19 protein-coding genes are annotated in these 21,211 nt (G+C 40.4%); 12 read left to right on the top strand and 7 right to left on the bottom strand.

Annotated features, from left to right (window positions below; translation table 11 throughout):
- The first annotated feature begins 48 nt into the window (after positions 1-48).
- From spoT to ADS77_RS19830, 3 genes are all read left to right on the top strand, one after another.
- Positions 49-2,148, top strand: a complete 2,100-nt coding sequence (gene spoT / locus ADS77_RS19840; protein WP_054455958.1) for a bifunctional GTP diphosphokinase/guanosine-3',5'-bis pyrophosphate 3'-pyrophosphohydrolase — start codon at positions 49-51, stop codon at positions 2,146-2,148.
- A 12-nt stretch (positions 2,149-2,160) separates the two neighbouring features.
- The gene (locus tag ADS77_RS19835; RefSeq protein ID WP_054206694.1) at positions 2,161-2,553 is read left to right on the top strand and encodes a RidA family protein; all 393 of its coding nucleotides are present in this window, start codon (positions 2,161-2,163) and stop codon (positions 2,551-2,553) included.
- Positions 2,554-2,692: 139 nt separating this feature from the next.
- Positions 2,693-4,297, top strand: coding sequence for a DUF342 domain-containing protein (locus ADS77_RS19830; protein ID WP_054206693.1), 1,605 nt, complete (start codon positions 2,693-2,695; stop codon positions 4,295-4,297).
- Positions 4,298-4,355: 58 nt separating this feature from the next.
- On the opposite strand, the gene asnA is transcribed toward ADS77_RS19830, so the two are convergent.
- The gene (gene asnA, locus ADS77_RS19825) at positions 4,356-5,351 is read right to left on the bottom strand and encodes an aspartate--ammonia ligase (protein WP_054455957.1); all 996 of its coding nucleotides are present in this window, start codon (positions 5,349-5,351) and stop codon (positions 4,356-4,358) included.
- A 190-nt stretch (positions 5,352-5,541) separates the two neighbouring features.
- Between asnA and asnC the strand changes: the two genes are divergently transcribed.
- From asnC to recG, 3 genes are read left to right on the top strand one after another with little or no spacing between them, the layout of a single operon-like run.
- On the top strand, positions 5,542-6,000 hold the full coding sequence (gene asnC, locus ADS77_RS19820; protein ID WP_054206691.1) for a transcriptional regulator AsnC: 459 nt from the start codon (positions 5,542-5,544) through the stop codon (positions 5,998-6,000).
- A gap of 41 nt (positions 6,001-6,041) precedes the next feature.
- Entirely contained in the window at positions 6,042-6,728 is a 687-nt protein-coding gene (trmH, locus tag ADS77_RS19815) for a tRNA (guanosine(18)-2'-O)-methyltransferase TrmH (protein WP_054206690.1), read from the top strand.
- A 60-nt stretch (positions 6,729-6,788) separates the two neighbouring features.
- Positions 6,789-8,870, top strand: coding sequence for an ATP-dependent DNA helicase RecG (gene recG / locus ADS77_RS19810; protein ID WP_054455955.1), 2,082 nt, complete (start codon positions 6,789-6,791; stop codon positions 8,868-8,870).
- Between the two features lie 218 nt (positions 8,871-9,088).
- Here recG and ADS77_RS19805 read toward each other — a convergent pair whose 3' ends face one another.
- Positions 9,089-10,006 carry a porin gene (locus tag ADS77_RS19805; RefSeq protein WP_054206688.1) on the bottom strand — a complete coding sequence of 306 codons (918 nt, stop codon included), beginning with the start codon at positions 10,004-10,006 and terminating at the stop codon, positions 9,089-9,091.
- Between the two features lie 190 nt (positions 10,007-10,196).
- A complete protein-coding gene (locus ADS77_RS19800; RefSeq protein WP_054455954.1) occupies positions 10,197-11,075 on the bottom strand; it encodes a LysR family transcriptional regulator in 879 nt (292 codons plus the stop codon).
- 91 nt (positions 11,076-11,166) lie between these two features.
- On the opposite strand from ADS77_RS19800, the gene ADS77_RS19795 reads away from it, so the two are divergent.
- Both ADS77_RS19795 and ADS77_RS19790 read left to right on the top strand, forming a co-directional pair.
- Complete coding sequence (locus ADS77_RS19795) at positions 11,167-11,541, top strand: DUF413 domain-containing protein (RefSeq protein ID WP_054206686.1); 375 nt, start codon at positions 11,167-11,169, stop codon at positions 11,539-11,541.
- Between the two features lie 131 nt (positions 11,542-11,672).
- Positions 11,673-12,908 carry a response regulator gene (locus ADS77_RS19790; protein WP_054455951.1) on the top strand — a complete coding sequence of 412 codons (1,236 nt, stop codon included), beginning with the start codon at positions 11,673-11,675 and terminating at the stop codon, positions 12,906-12,908.
- On the opposite strand, the gene rarD is transcribed toward ADS77_RS19790, so the two are convergent.
- Positions 12,905-13,828 (bottom strand): EamA family transporter RarD, encoded by a 924-nt coding sequence (gene rarD, locus ADS77_RS19785; RefSeq protein WP_054455949.1) that lies wholly within the window; start codon positions 13,826-13,828, stop codon positions 12,905-12,907. The two genes, ADS77_RS19790 and rarD, sit on opposite strands and share 4 nt — an antisense overlap.
- A 52-nt stretch (positions 13,829-13,880) precedes the next feature.
- Positions 13,881-14,336: a thioesterase family protein gene (locus ADS77_RS19780; protein WP_054455948.1), complete on the bottom strand. Its 456-nt coding sequence runs from the start codon at positions 14,334-14,336 to the stop codon at positions 13,881-13,883.
- Positions 14,337-14,455: 119 nt separating this feature from the next.
- Between ADS77_RS19780 and recQ the strand changes: the two genes are divergently transcribed.
- From recQ to ADS77_RS19760, 4 genes are all read left to right on the top strand, one after another.
- Complete coding sequence (recQ, locus tag ADS77_RS19775; RefSeq protein WP_054206706.1) at positions 14,456-16,279, top strand: DNA helicase RecQ; 1,824 nt, start codon at positions 14,456-14,458, stop codon at positions 16,277-16,279.
- 15 nt (positions 16,280-16,294) lie between these two features.
- The gene (locus ADS77_RS19770) at positions 16,295-16,594 is read left to right on the top strand and encodes a DUF3630 family protein (protein WP_054206683.1); all 300 of its coding nucleotides are present in this window, start codon (positions 16,295-16,297) and stop codon (positions 16,592-16,594) included.
- Positions 16,595-16,840: 246 nt separating this feature from the next.
- On the top strand, positions 16,841-18,550 hold the full coding sequence (locus tag ADS77_RS19765) for a POTRA domain-containing protein (protein ID WP_054455947.1): 1,710 nt from the start codon (positions 16,841-16,843) through the stop codon (positions 18,548-18,550).
- Between the two features lie 53 nt (positions 18,551-18,603).
- Positions 18,604-19,179, top strand: coding sequence for a mechanosensitive ion channel domain-containing protein (locus tag ADS77_RS19760; RefSeq protein ID WP_054206681.1), 576 nt, complete (start codon positions 18,604-18,606; stop codon positions 19,177-19,179).
- A 56-nt stretch (positions 19,180-19,235) separates the two neighbouring features.
- On the opposite strand, the gene ADS77_RS19755 is transcribed toward ADS77_RS19760, so the two are convergent.
- Together ADS77_RS19755 and rimK are read right to left on the bottom strand one after the other, a co-directional pair.
- Positions 19,236-20,294, bottom strand: coding sequence for a succinylglutamate desuccinylase/aspartoacylase family protein (locus ADS77_RS19755; RefSeq protein WP_054206680.1), 1,059 nt, complete (start codon positions 20,292-20,294; stop codon positions 19,236-19,238).
- Complete coding sequence (gene rimK / locus ADS77_RS19750) at positions 20,281-21,186, bottom strand: 30S ribosomal protein S6--L-glutamate ligase (protein ID WP_054455946.1); 906 nt, start codon at positions 21,184-21,186, stop codon at positions 20,281-20,283. Before rimK ends, ADS77_RS19755 begins: the two co-directional genes overlap by 14 nt.
- Positions 21,187-21,211: the final 25 nt, after the last annotated feature.

Here is a 21,211-nt window from a genome sequence, read left to right as displayed (position 1 = left end):
TCTTAACTTACCGTTACCTATTTGCTTCACTCGAACATTGGAGTGTGAATGTATCTTTTTGAAGGTCTAAAAAAGAAAATATCAGAATACTTACCTGCTGCTGATGTAGAGCTGGTACAAAAAGCCTACGTGGTAGCCCGAGAGGCCCATGAGGGTCAAACTCGCTCAAGCGGCGAACCTTACATAACCCACCCTGTTGAAGTAACCCAGATTTTGGCTGGCATGCACTTAGATCACGAAACATTAATGGCAGCATTGATGCATGACGTGATTGAAGATACCGACTTTAGCCAACAAGATTTAGCCGAAATATTTGGCGAAACAGTTGCTGAATTGGTGGAGGGCGTCAGCAAGCTTGATAAACTAAGCTTTAAAGATAAAAAAGAATTTCAAGCTGAAAACTATCGAAAGATGATTATGGCCATGACCCAAGATATTCGGGTTATTTTAATCAAACTTGCAGATCGTACTCATAATATGCGAACTTTAGGGGCACTTCGTCCTGATAAACGTCGTCGCATTGCACGTGAAACGTTAGAGATTTATGCACCGATTGCCAATCGTTTAGGTATTCATGATATTAAGAATGAATTAGAGGATTTAGGATTTCAAGCCCTCTACCCAATGCGCCACCGCGCACTTAAATCAGAAGTTGCCAAAGCGCGCGGAAACCGTAAAGAAGTCATTTCAAATATCCAAACAGAAATCACAGCACGTTTAGAAGAAGCCGGCATTAAAGCAACCGTCTCAGGTCGTGAAAAACATTTATACAGTATCTATAAAAAAATGCTGAATAAAGAACTACTGTTTAATGAAGTAATGGATATTTACGCATTTAGAATTGCGGTTGATTCAATGGATATCTGCTACCGTGTATTAGGGGTGGCTCATAACCTCTATAAACCAATTGAAACTCGCTTTAAAGACTACATCGCAGTACCTAAAACCAACGGTTATCAATCACTACACACTTCATTAGTCGGTCCTCATGGTATACCTGTTGAAATCCAAATTCGTACTCATGATATGGATCATATGGCAGATAAAGGTGTAGCGGCGCATTGGATGTATAAAAAATCAGGTGACAGTGCCGGTCACACTGCACAGCAACGTGCTCGCCAGTGGATGCAAAGCTTACTCGAATTGCAGCAGAGCGCAGGTTCATCGTTTGAATTTGTTGAAAATGTTAAAACAGAGTTATTCCCTGAAGAAATTTATGTCTTTACCCCTGATGGTCGTATTGTCGAGCTACCTATGGGTGCAACTGCTGTAGATTTTGCTTATGCCGTACACACTGACGTAGGGAATACCTGTGTTGGTGCACGTGTTAATCGTAAACCGTACCCACTAAGTAAAGCACTGGATACAGGCCAAACAATTGAAGTTATTACTAGCTCAGGCGCGCATCCAAATGCCACTTGGCTAAACTTTATTGTTACTGGTAAAGCACGCTTAGGCATTCGTAATTACCTCAAAAGCCAGCATCATGAAGAAGCATTATTACTAGGCCGAAGATTGCTCGATTCAGCTTTAGGTGAAACTAAATTTGATGATATTCCGATTGAAAATATTAATCGTGTACTAGAAGAACATGAACTTAATAGTGTATTAGAGCTACTTGTTGAAATTGGTTCTGGTAATTTAATGAATATGCTTATTGCACGACGTTTATTGCAAAATGATGATTTAGGCGATATTGCCAAAAATGCCAAAGCGACCATTATTGGCACTGAAGGTATGCTAGTTAATTATTCTAAATGTTGTAGACCAGTACCAGGGGACGCTATCACTGCGCATATAAGCCAAGGTAAAGGGGTAACCGTTCATCGTCAAGAATGTAAAAACATTCGAGGCTGGGAGTCAGAGCGATCAAAATACCTCGTTGTAAAATGGGATGATAATCCAGAGAAAGAATACATTGCAGCACTGCGTGTTGAAATTATCAATCACCAAGGTGCATTGGCAAAATTAACCAATGTTATTGCTACAACCCAAGCAAACATTGTCGAAATCGCTACCGATGAAAAAGAAAGTAATTTATACGTGATAGATTTAGGGGTTACGGTTAAAAACCGTGTCCATGTTGCCAACATTATGCGTAGAATTCGTGTGATGCCTGACGTGCAAAAAGTCTATCGTAAAAAATAAAATAGGAAAATCATGAACAAAGCATTTATTTCTACTGATCAAGCACCTGCGGCAATCGGTACTTATAGTCAAGCCGTTAAAGTTGGCACCGCAGTTTACCTTTCAGGGCAAATCCCATTAGTGCCAGATACTATGGAAGTGATTTCTGAAGACTTTGCGGAACAAACACATCAAGTTTTTAAAAATATTCGTGCTGTGTGTGAAGAAGCCGGTGGTGAAATTCAAGACCTAGTAAAAGTTAATATTTACCTAACCGATCTTTCTAACTTTGCGACAGTAAATGAAGTAATGAGTCAGTATTTCAAAGCGCCTTATCCTGCGCGAGCAGCAATTGGGGTTAGAGCTTTACCAAAAGGCGTACAAGTTGAAATTGATGGCATTATGGAACTACCATCAACTAACTAACCCACTGTTGATAGCGGCCAAAATTAACTTTTGTCCGCTATCAACATTAAAGCCTCAGCGATTTTCTTGACAGTTATACAATTCTCTAGCACTCTTAAATTCATAAACCTTTAATTCTAGCGTTGCAAAAGGATAGTGTGTGTTTAAGCTTGCTCATAATGGTAATGTACTACTCGATGTTATTGAACATTCGCCCCCGAGTGCGGCTTTTGTTATCGAAGCCCTTGAAAAATCAAAATTCTGCGATTGCAAAATTGAGCTGAACACAATCAATGCTTACTTCAAGAAACCGAATAAAGAACGCACATTAGTCGTAGCAGTTAAATATGATGCCTCGTTTAATGTCGTTATTAGCGACGATAAAATGCTTGCTACAGGCGAATTAACACTCGCACAAGGTGGTAGCATTATTGATCTTGATACTGCAAAGCAACACCTAATCAAAGCTGGTGTTGCAAGAGGGTACAAACAAGTATTTTTAGAACAGTTACTACAACAACAATTTGAAATACCTGCAGGTCAAATAGCAAAAGGCACTTTAGCCAAAGGTCGCCTGCCAACCGATGGTCAACCATCAAGATTAATACCTCTCGTGAAAACCTTAAAAGAGCGCCTCAATGCACCGACACTACGTGAAGACGGTACCGTTGATATGCGAGACTTTGGCAAACTAGCGAGCGTCGAGCCAGGTGTATTATTGATCCGCCAACAACCTGCAACCCCAGGTAAAGAGGGCTTTACTGTTTTAGGGGATGTGTTACCCGCAAAACCAGGGGAGAGCTCTCCTTTAGTCGCGGGTGAAGGTGCTGAAATATCAAAGAACAATCCATTAGAGCTCGTTTCAACTATTCCAGGGGTTCCTGTTGATATTCGTAATGGCATGCGAGTTGATGATATTTATACCATTGGAGATGTAAATGTTAAAAGTGGCCATGTTTACTTTGATGGCAGTGTAATTGTTACTCACAACATAGAACCTGGTATGAAGGTAACAGCCAAAGGTGACATTACTGTATTAGGTACTGTTGAATCTGGTGAGCTCATAGCCCAAGGAAATGTAACAATAAAGCAAGGTGTTATTGGCCACCAGCTCGATGATAAATCTTTGTCTTGTAAAATAACCTGCCAAGGAGACATCCACCTTCTTCATGCACAATATAGCCATCTTGCTGGCAACAATATTTTTATTGAACGCCAAGCAAGTCATTGTGAAATGAAAGCAACACGACTTTTGCAAGTAGGCCAAAGCGATCACCCTAAGGGTAAATTATTTGGCGGTGAAATTTTAGACGCAGGAATGATTATCGCCGGAGAGATCGGCAATGAATCCGGCGCTAAAATGATGATAAATATGGCTGTTTCGGGACAAAACATTATCAAAGAAACAGATGACTGTTTTAAAGAACTCGCTCGTACTGACGAACAGCTCGACACTCTTCAAGCAGCCCTTGAAAAAGCTGACTTAGTGAAAGATAAAGAAAAGAAAAAATTATTGATGACTAAGATTGGAGCCACTCAACAACATTATTGCCAACAAGCGGAACAGCTTGAGCAGCGCTTATCTAGCCTTGATCATCATTTAAATAAGCTGCTTAGCGAAGCTAACTTGGCTGTGAACCAAAAGCTTCATTCCGGAGTAGAAATTCACATTTTTGATAAAGTCTTAAAAACTAATCGTACCTACCCCCCTTGCAATGTAAAACTGCAAGAAGGGAAAATAGAAATTGAATTTAAAACCAGTTGATCATTAATTTCTTAATAGAGGCTAAATCAGATTTAGCCTCTATTCATTTCAATATATTTTATAAAATACCCGTTACTTGCAGTCTTAACTCTTCAGGCCATACACTCGCTTGTACTTGGCCAATATGTGGTTTTTGCAATAACAGCATTGCTAACCGAGATTGACCAATGCCACCGCCTATTGTTTGCGGTAACTCCTTAGCTAGTAGCTGCTTATGCCAGTCAAGCTCTAGCCGCCCTTCATCACCTGTAATTGCCAATTGTGCGACTAGCGCTTCTGGTGATACACGAATACCCATTGACGATATTTCAAATGCGTCTTCAAGCACTGGGTTCCACACTAAAATATCCCCATTCAAGCCCGCGTATTGATCACATGTTTGAGTGGACCAATCGTCATAGTCAGGGGCACGTACATCATGAATTTTACCATCAGCAAGTGCGCCGCCAATGCCGATTAAGAATACCGCGCCATATTCTTGAGTAATTGCTTTTTCACGTTGTTTAGCTGTAAAGCCAGGATACATTTGGCGTAATTGCTCGCTGTGTACAAACGTAATCTCGACAGGTAAAAATGGGGTGATCCCAAATTCATCAGATACAAATTGCTCAGTGGCCTTTAAACCTTTATATAAAGCATCCACCGTTTCTTTTAATTTATCCAAAGAGCGCTCACTGCTTGCACAAATCACTTTTTCCCAATCCCACTGATCTACATACACTGAATGTATTGGACTTAATGAATCCTCATCTGGGCGTAGAGCTTTCATGTGGGTATATAACCCTTCGCCTAAAGCAAAACCATGATCGGCTAATGTTTTACGCTTCCACTTTGCAAGTGAGTGAACAACTTCAAACTGACTGTCGGGGATAGTTTTAACATTTACAGCAACGGCATTCTCAGTACCACTAAGGTTATCCTGAATACCATCACCAACTTTCGCAAGTATAGGCGCCTGCACTTCAATCAACCCTAGTTGCAGTTCTAATTGCTGTGAAAAAAATTGTTTAACTTTACTAATTTGTTGCTGTTGCTGCACAAAGTGTGAACTCATAATAATTGGCCTCATTCCCAGTTATTGTTACTTGCATGATTGCGTTCAAAGCAGCCATGTCGTTAAAGCAATCCTCAAGCATTTCGTACTTTAATTCAATAACCAATAACAAAAACACCTTTAATATGTAAATTTAATCAATTTAATGGTATAAAAAATAAAGATTCAATAATTTAAAGCGGGTATTTATATGGAAAATTATCAAATCGATAATCTCGATAAACAGATCCTCCACGCATTAATGGATAATGCTCGTATAGCCTATGCTGAATTAGCTAAACGTTTTACCGTTAGTGCAGGTACAATTCATGTACGGATTGAAAAAATGAAGCAGGCAGGGATCATCACAGGTACCCAAGTAAGCGTAAATGCCAAGCAATTAGGCTACGATGTATGCTGTTTTATAGGTATTAATCTCAATAATGCCCGCGACTACCCGCAAACCTTATTGTACTTAAAAGAGCTTGAAGAAGTCGTTGAAGCTTATTACACCACAGGTAATTACAGTATTTTTATTAAAGTAATGACTCGTTCGATTGATCACTTACAAGATGTACTAATTAACAAAATTCAGGCCATCGAAGCAATCCAGTCAACTGAAACCTTAATTTCATTACAAAACCCAATTAGCCGCAGCGTAATGCCTTAAGGTATAATGGCGTTAATTTATGAGTTCAGACAAGGCTAAAAATGGAAAACACTCGCTATCACCGCATTAAAAGTGTACTAGATCGTCGTCAAACTGATTTAACAGTGTGCTTAGAAGATGTGCACAAACACCATAACTTGTCTGCTATTGTACGCAGCGCTGATGCTGTAGGGTGTCATAATGTTCACGCAGTATGGCCAGAAAACCAAAAATGGCTGACTAATAACACGTCCGGTGGCAGTAAAAATTGGATCGCCACACACTTGCATAAAGATATCGACGATGCCGTCACACTCATGCGTCAGCACAACCCTCAGGTGCAAATATTAGCGACCAACTTATGCCCTGATGCAGTTGATTATCGCGAGATTGATTACACGCTTCCCACAGCGATTATCGTAGGCCAAGAAAAAACGGGGATCTCCCCACGAGCCCTTGCCCATGCAGATAAAAATATCATCATCCCGATGCAAGGTATGGCGCAATCATTAAATGTATCTGTTGCGGCTGCATTAATTTTATTTGAAGCTCAAAATCAACGCCTTAAAGCGGGTTTATATGAGTCAGGTAGGCTTGATGAAACCATAAAGCATAAAATGTTGTTTGAAGGCTGCCATCCTATCATCGCCCAAAAATGCAAAGAGAAGTCACTTCCTTATCCTGGTCTTGACGAAAATGGTGAAATTATTGCCGATGACGCGTTTTGGCTACGATTAAAACATGCTTGATGCCCTCAGCAATCGCACGTAAACTAAAAACTATCTAAAAATGAAAGATTTGAGCGTACAGTGTCCAAGCTAACGTTAAGCCGCTACCCCATTACCGATCTAAAAGGCGTTGGCCCTAAAATGGCCGAACGACTAAAGAAATTAGGCATTAGCACAGCGCAAGATATGCTCTTTCATTTACCCCTGAGGTACGAAGATCGTACTCGCATTTATGCCATCAGCGATTTAGCAGTCCATAGCCATGTAAGCATTGAAGCTACCATTGAAACGAGCCAAATTACTTTTGGTAAACGTAAGATGCTTGTTTGCCAAGTTAATGATGGCACTGGCCGTTTAACACTGCGGTTTTTTAATTTCACTGCAGCACAAAAGAATGCCTTCAGCAATGGGAAAGTGATCCGCTGCTTTGGTGAGGTACGCCGTGGTCGTGTTGGGTTCGAAATGACACACCCTGAATACAGTTTAAGTGAAACACTATTAGAGCAACCTACTGCGACCACACTCACTCCCGTCTATCCGACAACAGAGGGGTTAAAACAACTCTCTATACGTGCATTGAGCGATCAGGTCATTTCCTTGCTTGAAAAATATCAAATAGAAGAGTTATTGCCTGCGCAATTTCAACATGCAGGCATGGGTTTAAGTCACGCTTTATTATTGTTACATCGTCCAAGTAATGATGTTGATTTAGCGGCGCTAGAGCTAGGGCTTCATCCAGCTCAACAACGTTTGGTATTTGAAGAATTACTTGCGCAAAACTTAAGCCTATTAAAGTTACGTCAACAAGGGCAACAAGTAAAAGCCGTAGCCCTTGCGCCAATTAACCACTTAGAACCAGACTTTTTAGCACAACTTCCGTTTGCCCCCACCAATGCGCAAAGCAGAGTCGTTGCCGAAATAAAAAGTGATTTGCAACACCCCTACCCTATGATGCGTTTAGTCCAAGGGGATGTAGGGTCGGGTAAAACTTTGGTCGCTGCACTAAGTGCTTTAACTGCAATAGCACAGGGCTACCAAGTCGCACTTATGGCTCCTACAGAGATACTTTCTGAGCAGCATGGCATAACCTTCAAAAATTGGTTTGAGCCGCTTGGGATCACTACAGCATGGCTTGGCGGTAAAACAAAAGGCAAAGAGCGTACAGCGACACTTGAAAAAATAGCCTCAGGTGACGCGCAAATGATAGTAGGCACCCATGCGTTATTTCAAGAACAAGTCGTTTTTAATAATCTAGTATTAATCATCATTGATGAACAACACCGCTTTGGTGTTCACCAGCGATTATCGCTGCGAGAAAAAGGCCGCTTTGGCGACTGCTTTCCTCATCAACTGGTGATGACTGCCACGCCAATCCCTCGCACGCTCGCTATGACTGCTTATGCTGACTTAGAGACATCGGTGATTGACGAACTTCCCCCTGGGCGAACCCCAATCACAACCGTTGCACTGCCCGATACTCGTCGGGATGAAATTATTGCACGAGTAAAAACAGCCTGCACAGAACAGGGACGCCAAGTTTATTGGGTATGCACCTTAATCGATGAATCTGAAGTACTGCAGTGTCAAGCAGCTGAAGATAGTGCAGAGCAATTAACTCGTGCTTTGCCCGACTTAACCGTAGGGTTAGTTCATGGCCGAATGAAAGCAGCTGAAAAACAAGCCATTATGAGCGAATTTAAAGCGGGTAACATACATATATTGGTTGCAACCACGGTGATTGAAGTAGGTGTAGATGTGCCAAACGCCAGTTTGATCATTATTGAAAACCCAGAACGACTTGGCCTTGCCCAACTACACCAATTACGGGGCCGAGTTGGTCGTGGAGCAACCGCATCTCACTGCGTTCTTTTATACCATGCACCACTGTCATTTACCGCGAAAAAACGCTTAGCCGTATTAAGAGACAGTAATGACGGGTTTATTATTGCTGAGAAAGACTTAGAGATCCGTGGCCCAGGTGAAGTGCTTGGCACCAAACAAACAGGGTTAGCCGAATTTAAAATAGCGGACTTAACTCGCGATAAACACACGCTCAATCAAGTAAGACCAATAGCACTGCAAATGCTTAATCAATATCCTGAGCAAGTTGATAAATTAATCAACCGATGGCTAGCAGGAAAATCTGATTACGCCTTAGCCTAAAACCAAAGAGAATATATACCCAAGCGATCTCAAAATGCGAGCGTCGTTGAAATTAAAAGCGATTTAAACAAGTGCAAAGTAACGCCTTGATATTAAACACCAGTGAAACACTGAAGTCTGCATCTTGAGGTGGCTTGGGTATATTGGGGTTGCTTAGATATAAAAGCCTTATTCAAGTATGAATAAGGCCATGAAAGAGGGGAAGCTATATCGACTAATTAAAACTTGTATTCAATACCTAAACCTAAGTAATCTTGATCAACATTACTATCCATATCAAAGTTAGAATAGAAGGCAAATAGTTTAGTATTTTTACTTAATTTATGATCAACACCAGCTGATATCGCCGTCTTCTTATCCGCGTCATCAAAATCCATTACCTGATACTGCACTTTAAACGTATTGCTATCTAACGTATAAGCTGCATTAACCAAGTAACCATCAGCATCACCGCTGCCATCTACTTTTTCTTGGGTTTGATACATTGCGCCTAATTTAATATCAGCCACTTTACCCTGTACGGTAGCACGCACTACATCATAGCCATTCACTTCACTGTCAGCTGCAATAGATGCGTACACCTTGCTTTTCTTTAAACCTGAATCGCCATAAGTAAGCGCCAATGAGTAACCATTTTCGCCTTCACTGTCTTTTTCAGCGACGTAAGTGGCAAGTACTTTAAAACCGCTTAGGTCATTTGATGAATACGTTACTGTATCGCTTAAGCGATTTTCACCTTTGAATAAATTTTTAATATCGCCTTCAAGGTCATTAAATAAATCAAGCTTACCTTGCGATTGCTTTAGCGCAGTATCATTACGACCAAGCACAACTTGACCAAAACCACCTTTCAAACCAACATATTGGTTGCGTGAAGTTAACGTATCTTTTGAATCATCTGAAACATTTACTTGGAATTCGAATTTATAGACCGCTTCAAGGCCTTCACTGAGTGTTTCAGAACCCTTGAAACCAATGCGTGATGCATTACTCTTAATTTCAGTGAATGACCCTTCACCATCATCAGATGATTGTACAGAGACATTTGCTTTACCATAAACATCAACATCAGCTAATGCAGAAAAAGATACACCACTCAATACAGCTAATAACAGGCTCGACTTTGCAAAATTCATATTATTTCCTCAATAAACGCAACAGGCTAATTTTTAAAACAGCTGCAGTTTGCCAGCGATAAATTACAGTAATATTACAACAGAAATATTTATGACTTATTTAATTCATAAAAAAGAATAAAAACTGCAATTCATTTAACACTAAAATTTTGTACACCGTTTATTAGTCTATGCGATCTTGAGTATATCGCTATTTTTTCTCGCTAAAATCACTGCTAATGTTTGGGGTTAGCTCAACCAGTAAGTTAACAAGGGTTTCAAGCAATGGTTTTTGCTCATTATCCCTATGATAAGCAACAAAAATATCGCGAGATGTGTGCTCTACATCCGACACTTCAAATAACTCTCCATTCTCAATATGGCTTTTTGCTAACACTTCAGGAATAAATGCACTACCACCACATTGCAATATTAAATCTAATGCAATACGCCCTGTACTTGTACGAAAATACGGAGGCGTACGTCCGGTAAATTGACGTGCGTGCCACAGCGAAAAAGTAGTGCCCCAGTCAACATAAACATATTGGTTATCAAAAAAATTATCATTGGCTGCAGATTCAAAAGCACTCACAGGAATGATGGGTAATGCGCAAATACGCTCTACAACTAATTCATCCACTTTAGGCGGATCAAATAATATAGCCAAATCCAGTGTACGTTCTAACAATAAACGCGTACTTTCTTGCTGTGCTTTAACTTCAGCAACGAGTGACACACCGGGCATAGCAGATACAATATTTGAAATACCAAATTGTAAAAAAGCATCCCATATATTAGGTGTACCCGCTAAACACACTTGCTTATGCATGTTGTCAGCAAGTGCCACATCAACTTTTGCACGTTGCATACCTGTAATAATCATTTGTGCGTGCGGTAATAGACGCTCGCCAGGTGCTGTAAGCTGAATATTGTTACGTTGTCGAATAAACAGGTTAACACCTAAACCTTGCTCTAATTGACGAATTCTAAAACTTACCGCCGATTGCGTGATATAAAGGTTTTCAGCCGCCTTACCAAAGTGGCGAGTTCGCACCACCTCAACAAACGTTTTTAATAAATCGATATCCAATATTTTATCCTCACGATAAAAATTTTTTGTTTAATAAATTACGTAACTTGATCCATACTCCAGCTTAAGATCCGGGTATGAGGAAACAGCAATGAACATTAATATTTCACTACTTCGTCAAGCATTTGTAAGCCAACGTCAGTTCTATGATGATTACAATTTTCCACGCGGATTTTCGCGCAGCGGCAACTTTACGTTACTTGAAGCCAGTATCCTTGAGCAACACGGTGTTGTTCTACAGGGGTTATACAACAAAACCCTTGAACCACAAAATGAAATTCAAGAACAATTTATATCTGTTACTGCAGGTAGCCAAGAGCCGACGAATCCAATCGAGCGTGCTTGGATCAAATACTTAAAATTAACGACTTCAAAAACAAAATTTCACACTTTATTTGGTCGTTCAAAAATGTCGGCACCTACGCTGCCAAGTAGCGACTATTATTCAGAATCTGATAGCATCTAAAATTTCTTTTTAGGCCACTTTCGCGTTGATTTATAAGTGGCCAAAAGACATTGTTATTTGCTTTTTCTTGTTTTAGCGGTTACAACTTGTATAAGCAATTATATTCGGCAAAGCCGAAAACAAGGTGTTACGTGACACGAAAAATACTTATCATTGAAGATACACCTACAATAGCGCGAGTACAAAAGCATATAGCGATGAAAATCGGTTATGATGCGGATATTGCAGGTTCGTTAGCTGAAGCTAAAGAGCTGATCAGTAAAAACTCATATTTTTGCGCTGTAGTAGATTTCATATTACCCGATGCCCCTAGGGGAGAAGCGGTGCCCTGCACTATAGAAGCTGAAATTCCAACTATCGTCATGACCGGAAGTTTAGATTCAACAACGCGTGACACTGTTGAAAAGTATCCAATTATTGATTACATCACTAAAGAAAATAAACAAGCCTATCAATACTTAGAAAAACAATTGCAGCGCCTACCTCGTAACGAAAATGTTAAAGTACTCGTTGTAGATGACTCAGCTGCTACACGTCGTCATATTTGCAGCTTACTTAGCCGCCATAAATACCAAATACTCCAAGCAAGTGATGGTATTGAAGCCTTAGCAATGCTAGAAAAAACACCCGATATAGCTGTCATTATCACTGATAATGAAATGCCCAATATGAATGGTGATGAACTGTGCGGCGAAATTCGCCGACTTTACAGTAATGATGAAAAAGCAATTATTGGTATTTCTGGCTCTGATGCTTCTCATCTTTCAACACGTTTTCTTAAAAATGGTGCTAATGACTACTTGCGAAAACCATTCAACAATGAAGAATTTTATTGTCGTTTAAGCCAAAACGTCGACATGCTAGAGCAAATAGCCACAATCCGACTGCAAGCAAATACTGATTTTTTAACTAAGCTACCTAACCGACGTTACTTTTTTGAAGAAACAACAAAGTCACTGAAAAAAATAGAAAAAAGCAGTCAAGTCTCCTCTTTAGCTATGCTTGATATTGACCACTTTAAATCAATCAATGACACGCATGGACATGATGTGGGCGATGAAGTACTTAAAGGACTGTCTATTTGCTTTGCTAAATATTTTGAAAAGCAGCTCGTTGCTCGTTTAGGTGGTGAAGAGTTTGCTGTTTATTTTGGCGAAACAAGCAAAGAAGAAGCACTGAAACGCCTTGAAGGGTTTAGGCACTTTATTGAACTAAGCAGCTCAGAATTTAGTAATTTAAAAATTAAATTCACAATCTCCATTGGGTATGTACACGGGCCTGTTTATCAAATTGATGAATTATTAAAACAGGCCGATATAAAACTTTACGAAGCAAAAGAGTCTGGTCGTAATATAGTTATTTCTTAAACTAATTCTGCTCGCGCAAGGAGCGCTGCTTTCTTGCGCTTTTGTGCTTGTCGGTACGAGTCCCAGCTAAATATTGCCAGCGCACTCCAAATACATGCAAAAGTAACAACGCGCTCCGCGCTAAACACTTCACCGTAAAATACCACCGCGAGTACAAACATCAGACTTGGACCAATATACTGAAAAAAGCCTAATGTTGTATATTGCAATCTTTTTGCAGCTCCCGTGAAACACAGTAAAGGTAATGTTGTTATAACACCCGCACTTATCAACAGTAGATTTGTATGCCAATCATTAACAATGAGATCTGAACTTGCTGTAGGAAGCATAAACCACCAATAAATAGCTGCAAATGGTAATAGTATAAGCGCTTCCAATAATAGACCTGGTAACGATTCGATAGGTAACTTTTTACGTAATAATCCATAAATAGCAAATGAACTAGCGAGTGAAAATGCCACTACCGGAAATGAACCAAAGCTAATTAATTGAATAACGACCCCGCCAAGCGCCAGAGCGACAGCAAAACCCTGCCATTTTCGTAGCTTTTCGCCTAAAAACAACATACCTAGCAACACGTTTAAAAGTGGATTAATATAATACCCAAGACTGGCATCAAGCATATGGTTATTATTAACTGCCCATATAAATAATCCCCAGTTAAACCCCAGCAGTGTAGCTGTTAGGGTAAGCATTAAAATTAACTTTGGTTGCTTAATGACATGCTGGATTTTATGCCACTGCTTTAAAACAGCGACAATAATCACAATAAATAACACCGACCACACAACTCGGTGCATTAATATTTCAAAAGCCGATATGTGCTGTAATAACTTAAAGTAAATGGGCGCAAGACCCCACATAAAAAAAGCCATGCAGGCTAAAATAACACCCTTGCGTTGTTCTTGATTAGTAGGCATAAATAGAATCTAGATGCTGAAAAAGGCCGCTAGTTTACCCCCTGAACACATTTTATCCAACTAAATACGTTGCTGTACCAAACGCTATTTGAGTTCTTTTTTCATTATGCAATTCCATCCGACAAACACACACTTTATTGCCTGAACGAATCAGCTTTGCACTCGCGGTAAACTCTACTCCCTTACCTGGACGTAAATAATCGGTACGTAAATCAATAGTACCTAAAGTCGCTAATTTCTGCTGAATGCTCACTATATCGAATTCAGTAAGCTTATCAATCATCGCAGCGGCAGCAAGCATACCACCTACATTATCAAGTACCGCTGAAATCACACCACCATGAAGAATTTTTTGTGCTGGGTTACCAATAAATACATCTTGCCAAGGGAAACTAATTTGCGCTTGCTCAGCATCAAGCGATACAACCTTAATTTGTAAGAATTGATTAAACGGCATTTGCTCTACGAATACCTTAGCGACTTGCTCAATTAATATAGTTTTATTCATTATTATTATCTATTATTTGAATCTGGTAGGATGAGTAAAGCATAGCATTGTATAAAGTGCGATATAAAAAGCGTATAGGTAGCTATGCAAGGTCACTTAAAAGCTCTAAAATAAGCGCAATGAATACACAAACCCCCACATCAAGCACCATAGTGCGCACTCCCGCAGCCATACTTAAGCAAGTGTTTGGCTATAGTGAATTTCGTGATGGCCAAGAAACGGTTATCAATGCAGCATTAAGCGGGCAAGACTCATTGGTGTTACTGCCCACTGGTGGCGGTAAGTCAGTATGTTACCAAGTCCCAGCTTTAGCTTTTGAAGGGTTAACGGTAGTTATTTCTCCGTTAATCTCTCTAATGCAAGATCAAGTAACACAATTACAGGCATTAGGTGTGAAAGCAGCTTACATCAATAACAGCCTTAATCGGGATGAGCAGCAGCAAATTTACCAACAGTTACACAGTGGTTTAATTAAATTACTTTATGTTGCACCTGAAAAAATTTTACAACACGAATTTTTAGAGAGGTTGCGTCATTTAAATATCAGTTTATTTGCGATTGATGAAGCTCACTGCGTTTCTCATTGGGGTCATGATTTTCGTCCACATTACTGCCGTTTAAGCGAACTTAAGCATCATTTCCCTCATGTCCCCATGATGGCTCTAACTGCCACAGCAGACACCGCTACTCGCTTTGATATTGTGCAGCAACTTGGCTTAAACGCCCCCTATATACACACGGGCAGTTTTGATAGACCAAACATTCGCTATACCATTGAAGAAAAATTCAAGCCTTTAGCACAATTGTTACGCTACTTAAAAGAACAACAAAATCAAAGTGGTATAATTTATTGCACCAGTCGTAAGCGCGTCGATGAAATAGCCGAAAAGATTGCCGATGCAGGAATGAATGCAGCGGCCTATCATGCAGGGATGAGCAACGAACAGCGTCAATTTGTACAAACCGGCTTTGCCCGTGACGATATTCAAATCGTTGTCGCAACGGTTGCTTTTGGAATGGGTATAAATAAACCGAATGTGCGCTTTGTATTGCACTATGACATTCCTAAAAGTATTGAATCTTACTACCAAGAAACCGGCCGAGCAGGACGTGATGGCTTAGCCGCTGAAGCAATTATGTACTTTGACCCTGCTGATATCGGCCGCGTAAGACGGTTCTTTGAAGATATAGAAGATGAGCAACGCCGTCGCGTTGAAGAACAACGTTTCAATGCCATGGCTAGTTTTGCAGAGGCACAAACTTGTCGCCGACAAATACTGCTTAACTATTTTAGTGAATATCAGCGAGAGCCATGTGGCAACTGCGACATATGCCTTAACCCGCCAAAAAGTTTTGATGGCACTTTAGTCGCACAGCAAGCACTATCCTGCGTATATCGAGCCGAGCAACGTTTTGGTTTAGGTTACATTGTTGAGTTATTGCGTGGCGCGAACACCAGTAGAATTCGAGATAACAACCATCATCAGCTCAGCACTTATGGTATTGGTAAAGATCATAGCAGTGAGTTTTGGCTCAGTATTTTACGCCAACTTATTCATCAAGGCTTATTGAGTCAAGATATAACCCAAGGCTCATCTCTTCGATTAACTGAAGGTGCGCGAGCAATTTTAAAAGGTGAATTCGCCTTACAGATGGCTGAACCTCGCCTGCAAGCAAAGCACGTATACCAAGATAAATTGGCACAGTTTAATTACGATAAAAAGTTATTTGCGAAACTCAGAGCCTTACGTAAAGAACTTGCCGATGCAGATGATGTGCCACCCTATGTTGTCTTTAATGATAAAACACTTGCTGAAATGGCACAATTAATGCCCACTAACGACAGTGAATTTCTTAAAGTGTCGGGTGTAGGCTTTACTAAGCTCAATAAATACGGCGGCCCATTTTTGCACGCAATTCGTAACTATTTAGCACAATCCTAAGTACAGAGTAATGTCATGACTCAATACCAATTTGATAACCGCCACAATGTGATTATAATCACTCCAAGTGAAATGCCCAATGACGACGACTTTGAGCTATGGGCACATTTATTTTTACACAGCTCTGAGATTAAAATAGGTGAGTTTGAAGCTGGAGCCGACCGCCATCAAATGCGCTTTAATTATGAACAGCAAGGTTTTAACTTAAACTTCGAGCATTATAGTAACAGTGTCTGGATCAATGGCGAAGGCCAAGAAGCCAATCACTTATTAGCCGCATTAACGCATTATTTCCTAACACAAATGCAACAATGAACTAGACTTATACTATGAGTTAACCTGTATACCCAAGCCACCTCAAGACGCAAAATTCAGCGTTTCAAAGGGCTTAATATCAAGGCGCGACTTTGTAAAAATGGATTGATTTTAACAATAGAACGACTATTACTTGTAATCAATACCTTGTTGCCTAAATCGCTTTTAAATCCAACTGAAACTAGCATCTTGAGGTGGTTTGGGTATAGTAAGATAATACTAACTACGCATACCTAAGGTGTTTGAATGGTCGCAAACAGTTTCACTACATTTATTTTTCTCTCCTGTGCCAGCACTATGCTCTATAGTCAAAGTGGGCAAGCACAATCAATTGATCTAGGGAAAAGCAGTTGTAGTAATCAGCGCACCATTTCACCCAGCGAAAATAACCTTCGTCGTCAGCTTGATGGCGATGAATTATTACCTGAAAAAACCGCAAATGCTCGTATTGGGAATATCAACCTAGAACAGCTCAATGTATTTAACACGGCGCTTGAAGAAGAAGATAATTTCCTGTTCCGTTTTGCCAATCGTGTTCACATGACTACAGAACCAGAGGTAATAAACAATCTTTTGCTATTTCGTTCTGGTGAAGAATATGAACCTAAAAAACTCTCCGAATCTGAACGCCTCCTAAGACGTCAAGGCTATCTATATGATGCAAAAATTGATGCTGAGATTAACTGTAATGGCGAAGTTGACGTAAACGTAGTTACCCGAGACCTATGGACCTTGCTCCCTGAAATTAGCTTTAGCCGCAGTGGCGGAGAGAATAAATCAAGCATTGGTTTTCGTGAATCAAATTTACTTGGTTGGGGGAAACGCCTTTCATTTTCACGCACTACAGACGCTGACCGCAGTGGTTATTTATTTGTCTATGACGATCCAAATATACTATCAACTCGTTATCGAGGGCGCATTGAGTATTCCGATAACAGTGATGGAAAACGCCACCTACTAGAGCTTACATATCCTTTTTATTCAATTAATACACCATACAGTTATGGCCTTGTCAGCTACTCGGATCAACGCACTGAATCGCTCTACCAACGTGGCGAAGTGTACAGCGAATTTGAACAAAAAACTGATTATAACCGTATTCATTTTGGTCACTCAAAACAACTAGGGAATAGCTGGACCCAGCGCTTAAGCGTTGGCTATGTGCACGAACAACACTCGTTTAATAAAACTGTGAATACATTTTCACCATTGGCAGATGAACGCCAACTTAGTTACCCATACGTAAGCGGGCATTGGTTTGAAGACCACTTCATTAAAGTACGAAACTTTGACAGTATTTACCGCACCGAAGATTTAAATCTAGGCTGGAATATTCAAAGCTTGCTCGGGTATTCAAATAAGCAAATTAGTGATGACGATAGCCGTGCTATTTATTCATTTAATGCGAGAAAAGCCCACTTTAGCGGTGATAACACGCTATGGCGTTTTCAAGCTAGTCTTGATGGCAACTGGAATGAAAAGCAAAGTAAAGTTGAAAACCTATTCGCCAGTAGCCAAATACAATATTATTTAAATACCACAACTAAGCAGTCATGGTATGCAAAAATACGTTTAGACTATGCCAAAAACCTTACTCACGATAAACAACTAAGCTTAGGCGGAGAAAACGGCTTGCGTGGCTACCCGCTTGACTATCAACAAGGTGATCGTAGCTTTTTAATAAATTTAGAAAAACGCTATTACTGGGAATATGATTTACTGCAACTATTTAAAGTCGGTGGAGCTGCCTTTGTTGATATTGGTCGCGCTTGGTTTAACGACCAAGCCAATACTAATCACGGTAAAGTATTAAAAAATGCAGGTATCGGATTAAGGCTGGCCCCTAGTCGCGCTAATGCAGGAACAGTCATTCATTTAGATATTGCAGCACCACTGGACAAGAGCAATGACGTTGACTCAATTCAATGGTTAGTCACTGTAAAAAATACCTTTTAAAGTACACCAAAAACGCTAAACTACGGAGCTATTAACACCTTTTTGGATTCATTGTGGAACTGCTCGAACTCATCGAACTTTTTAGTACGCAATATAAACTTATTGTTACAGTCGTGGCGCTTTTAGTTTTCCCTGTACTTTTAAAGCTGACTAAAAAGCTGCTTGAGAAAACAATTAAAGGTAAAATCGACATTCATCGTAAATACCGCGCTGAGTTACTTTTAAAAATTATACTCGCCATAGTAATGATTTGTTTAGTGCTGGTGTTTTGGGGTATAGAGCTGCGCGGTTTGCTTGTACTTGGTTCATCATTATTTGCCATGTTAGGTGTCGCACTATTTGCTGCTTGGTCACTCTTAAGCAACCTCACCTCATTTTTACTGATGTTTATTCAAAATGATTGCCGTGTTGGCTATTGGGTACGCATTATTGACGGTGCTAACTTTATCGAAGGCCGCATTGTCGAAATGGGTTTAATGAATGTCGTGCTTGAACATATTGATGGTCACCGCGTTATTTACCCTAATAATCTCTTTGTTACGCGTCCTGTGATGGTGTTAAATAAAGAACCTAAACCTACAAAGCCCGTCGCTATAAAACGTGTAATTGGCCCGAAAAAAACGCTATAAGATAAAAAGCCATTTAAAGATATCCTCAAATGGCTTTTAAAATAACGTTTAGCTTACTAATTATTTAATTCAGCTGTTTTCAACTCATCTTCAATATCGCTGATTTCATCGATAAAAGTTTCAAGTTGCTGCTCAACCAAGCTGTTTGCATGAGCAAAATACGCTAAGTGGAACACCGCATCACCTTCATTAACAAGCGGCATTGTCTGTTGACCAATAACAATACCACTGCGTGGTGCTAATAGTTCTAACTCAGAGTCGCCTAATGGGCTACTTATATACGCTAAAATCTGCCCTTTATTAACCTTCTCGCCAAGTGATACCTGCGCACGTACAATACCGTCCACTTCAGCACGTACCCAACTTGTTGAGCTGGCAATAATTGGCTCTGGCAATTTTTTAGCACGTTTACCGCGGCTCATTTTTAAGTGGCGCATCACATAATCAACACCTTGTACACCTGCTGCTATCGCAATTGGATCAAAGCGAAGTGCTTCACCAGCTTCATAAGTGATCACAGGGATCCCTAAGTTAGCCGCTTCACTGCGTAGTGAACCATTTCGTAGTGATGCATCTATCACCGCTGGCGTGCCAAATGCTTTTGCCATTTGTGCGGTAGCATCATCACTTAAATCTGCGCGAATTTGCGGTAGATTCGTACGATGAATAGCCCCTGTATGTAAGTCAATAATATGAGTGCAATGCACTGCCACTTGACTGAAAAACATGTGCGCCATGCGACCCGCAAGCGAGCCACGGATAGAGCCAGGAAAACTGCGATTCATATCACGGCGATCTGGTAAATAACGCGACTTATGGATAAAACCAAATACATTTACGATCGGTACCGCTATAAGCGTACCACGTAGCTGCGTAGGATCGATTTTAGCCAATAACTGACGAACAACTTCAACACCATTGAGCTCATCACCATGAATGGCTGCACACACCATCAGTACAGGCCCTGCATGAACGCCATTTACCACTTCAATAGGAATATTTAGCGGCGAGTGTGTATAAAGCTTTGCAGCCTCTAATGCGAGCGTTTTACGCTCACCCACACCAACAGTTTCACCTAATAAAGTAAAAGAGCTATTGATTTTAACCTTTGCCACGTGTTGCCGTTCCTTTAGTTGCAGCGGCTTTTTCGATAAAGTCGATCACCATACCTGCAATATCTTTTCCTGTTGCTACTTCAATTCCTTCAAGACCTGGTGATGAGTTTACTTCCATCACTAATGGGCCACGTGATGAACGAAGTAAGTCAACCCCAGCTACATTCAAGCCCATTGCTTTAGCTGCAGCCACCGCTGTTTTGCGTTCTTCTGGTGTAATACGCACTAATGTTGCACTGCCACCGCGGTGTAAATTAGAGCGGAACTCACCTTCTTGTGCTTGGCGCTTCATTGCGGCAATCACTTTATCACCTAGTACGAAGCAGCGAATATCGGCACCACCAGCTTCTTTAATGTATTCTTGTACCATGATATTAGCTTTTAAGCCCATGAATGCCTCAATAACACTCTCAGCCGCTTTACGTGTTTCAGCTAATACAACACCAATGCCTTGCGTGCCTTCTAGTAACTTAATAACAACTGGTGCACCGCCTACCATTTCCAATAAGTCTTTCACGTCATCAGGCTTGCTTGCAAACCCTGTTACTGGCATGCCTACACCTTTGCGTGATAATAACTGTAATGAACGCAATTTATCGCGAGAGCGTGAAATAGCAACTGACTCATTAACAGGAAATACATTCATCATTTCAAACTGACGTAATACAGAGCAGCCATAAAATGTTACTGACGCACCAATACGTGGCACGATCGCATCGAAATCTTTTAAGTTTTCACCACGATAGTGGATCTCTGGTTGTTCAGAGTTAATGTTCATATAACAACGTAGTGCGTCAATCACTTTAACTTCGTGCCCACGTGCTTGAGCGGCCTCAATTAAGCGACGCGTTGAGTACAAGTTTTTGTTGCGAGATAAAATACCGATTTTCATAATCAAATCCTTTACTAGTGCATAT

Source organism: Pseudoalteromonas porphyrae, assembly GCF_001298125.1.
GTDB lineage: Bacteria > Pseudomonadota > Gammaproteobacteria > Enterobacterales > Alteromonadaceae > Pseudoalteromonas > Pseudoalteromonas neustonica.
The sequence above is the reverse complement of the archived record's forward strand: the minus strand, read 5'-3'. Positions and strand labels throughout refer to the sequence as shown.

What these genes read in the sequence shown, in the direction of transcription:
- spoT (WP_054455958.1), top strand. Translation starts at nt 49, where the DNA reads ATGTATCTTTTTGAAGGTCTAAAAAAGAAAATATCAGAATACTTACCT.
- ADS77_RS19835 (WP_054206694.1), top strand. Translation starts at nt 2,161, where the DNA reads ATGAACAAAGCATTTATTTCTACTGATCAAGCACCTGCGGCAATCGGT.
- asnA (WP_054455957.1), bottom strand. Translation starts at nt 5,351, where the DNA reads ATGAGTTCACACTTTGTGCAGCAACAGCAACAAATTAGTAAAGTTAAA.
- asnC (WP_054206691.1), top strand. Translation starts at nt 5,542, where the DNA reads ATGGAAAATTATCAAATCGATAATCTCGATAAACAGATCCTCCACGCA.
- trmH (WP_054206690.1), top strand. Translation starts at nt 6,042, where the DNA reads ATGGAAAACACTCGCTATCACCGCATTAAAAGTGTACTAGATCGTCGT.
- ADS77_RS19805 (WP_054206688.1), bottom strand. Translation starts at nt 10,006, where the DNA reads ATGAATTTTGCAAAGTCGAGCCTGTTATTAGCTGTATTGAGTGGTGTA.
- ADS77_RS19795 (WP_054206686.1), top strand. Translation starts at nt 11,167, where the DNA reads ATGAACATTAATATTTCACTACTTCGTCAAGCATTTGTAAGCCAACGT.
- rarD (WP_054455949.1), bottom strand. Translation starts at nt 13,828, where the DNA reads ATGCCTACTAATCAAGAACAACGCAAGGGTGTTATTTTAGCCTGCATG.
- ADS77_RS19780 (WP_054455948.1), bottom strand. Translation starts at nt 14,336, where the DNA reads ATGAATAAAACTATATTAATTGAGCAAGTCGCTAAGGTATTCGTAGAG.
- recQ (WP_054206706.1), top strand. Translation starts at nt 14,456, where the DNA reads ATGAATACACAAACCCCCACATCAAGCACCATAGTGCGCACTCCCGCA.
- ADS77_RS19770 (WP_054206683.1), top strand. Translation starts at nt 16,295, where the DNA reads ATGACTCAATACCAATTTGATAACCGCCACAATGTGATTATAATCACT.
- ADS77_RS19765 (WP_054455947.1), top strand. Translation starts at nt 16,841, where the DNA reads ATGGTCGCAAACAGTTTCACTACATTTATTTTTCTCTCCTGTGCCAGC.
- rimK (WP_054455946.1), bottom strand. Translation starts at nt 21,186, where the DNA reads ATGAAAATCGGTATTTTATCTCGCAACAAAAACTTGTACTCAACGCGT.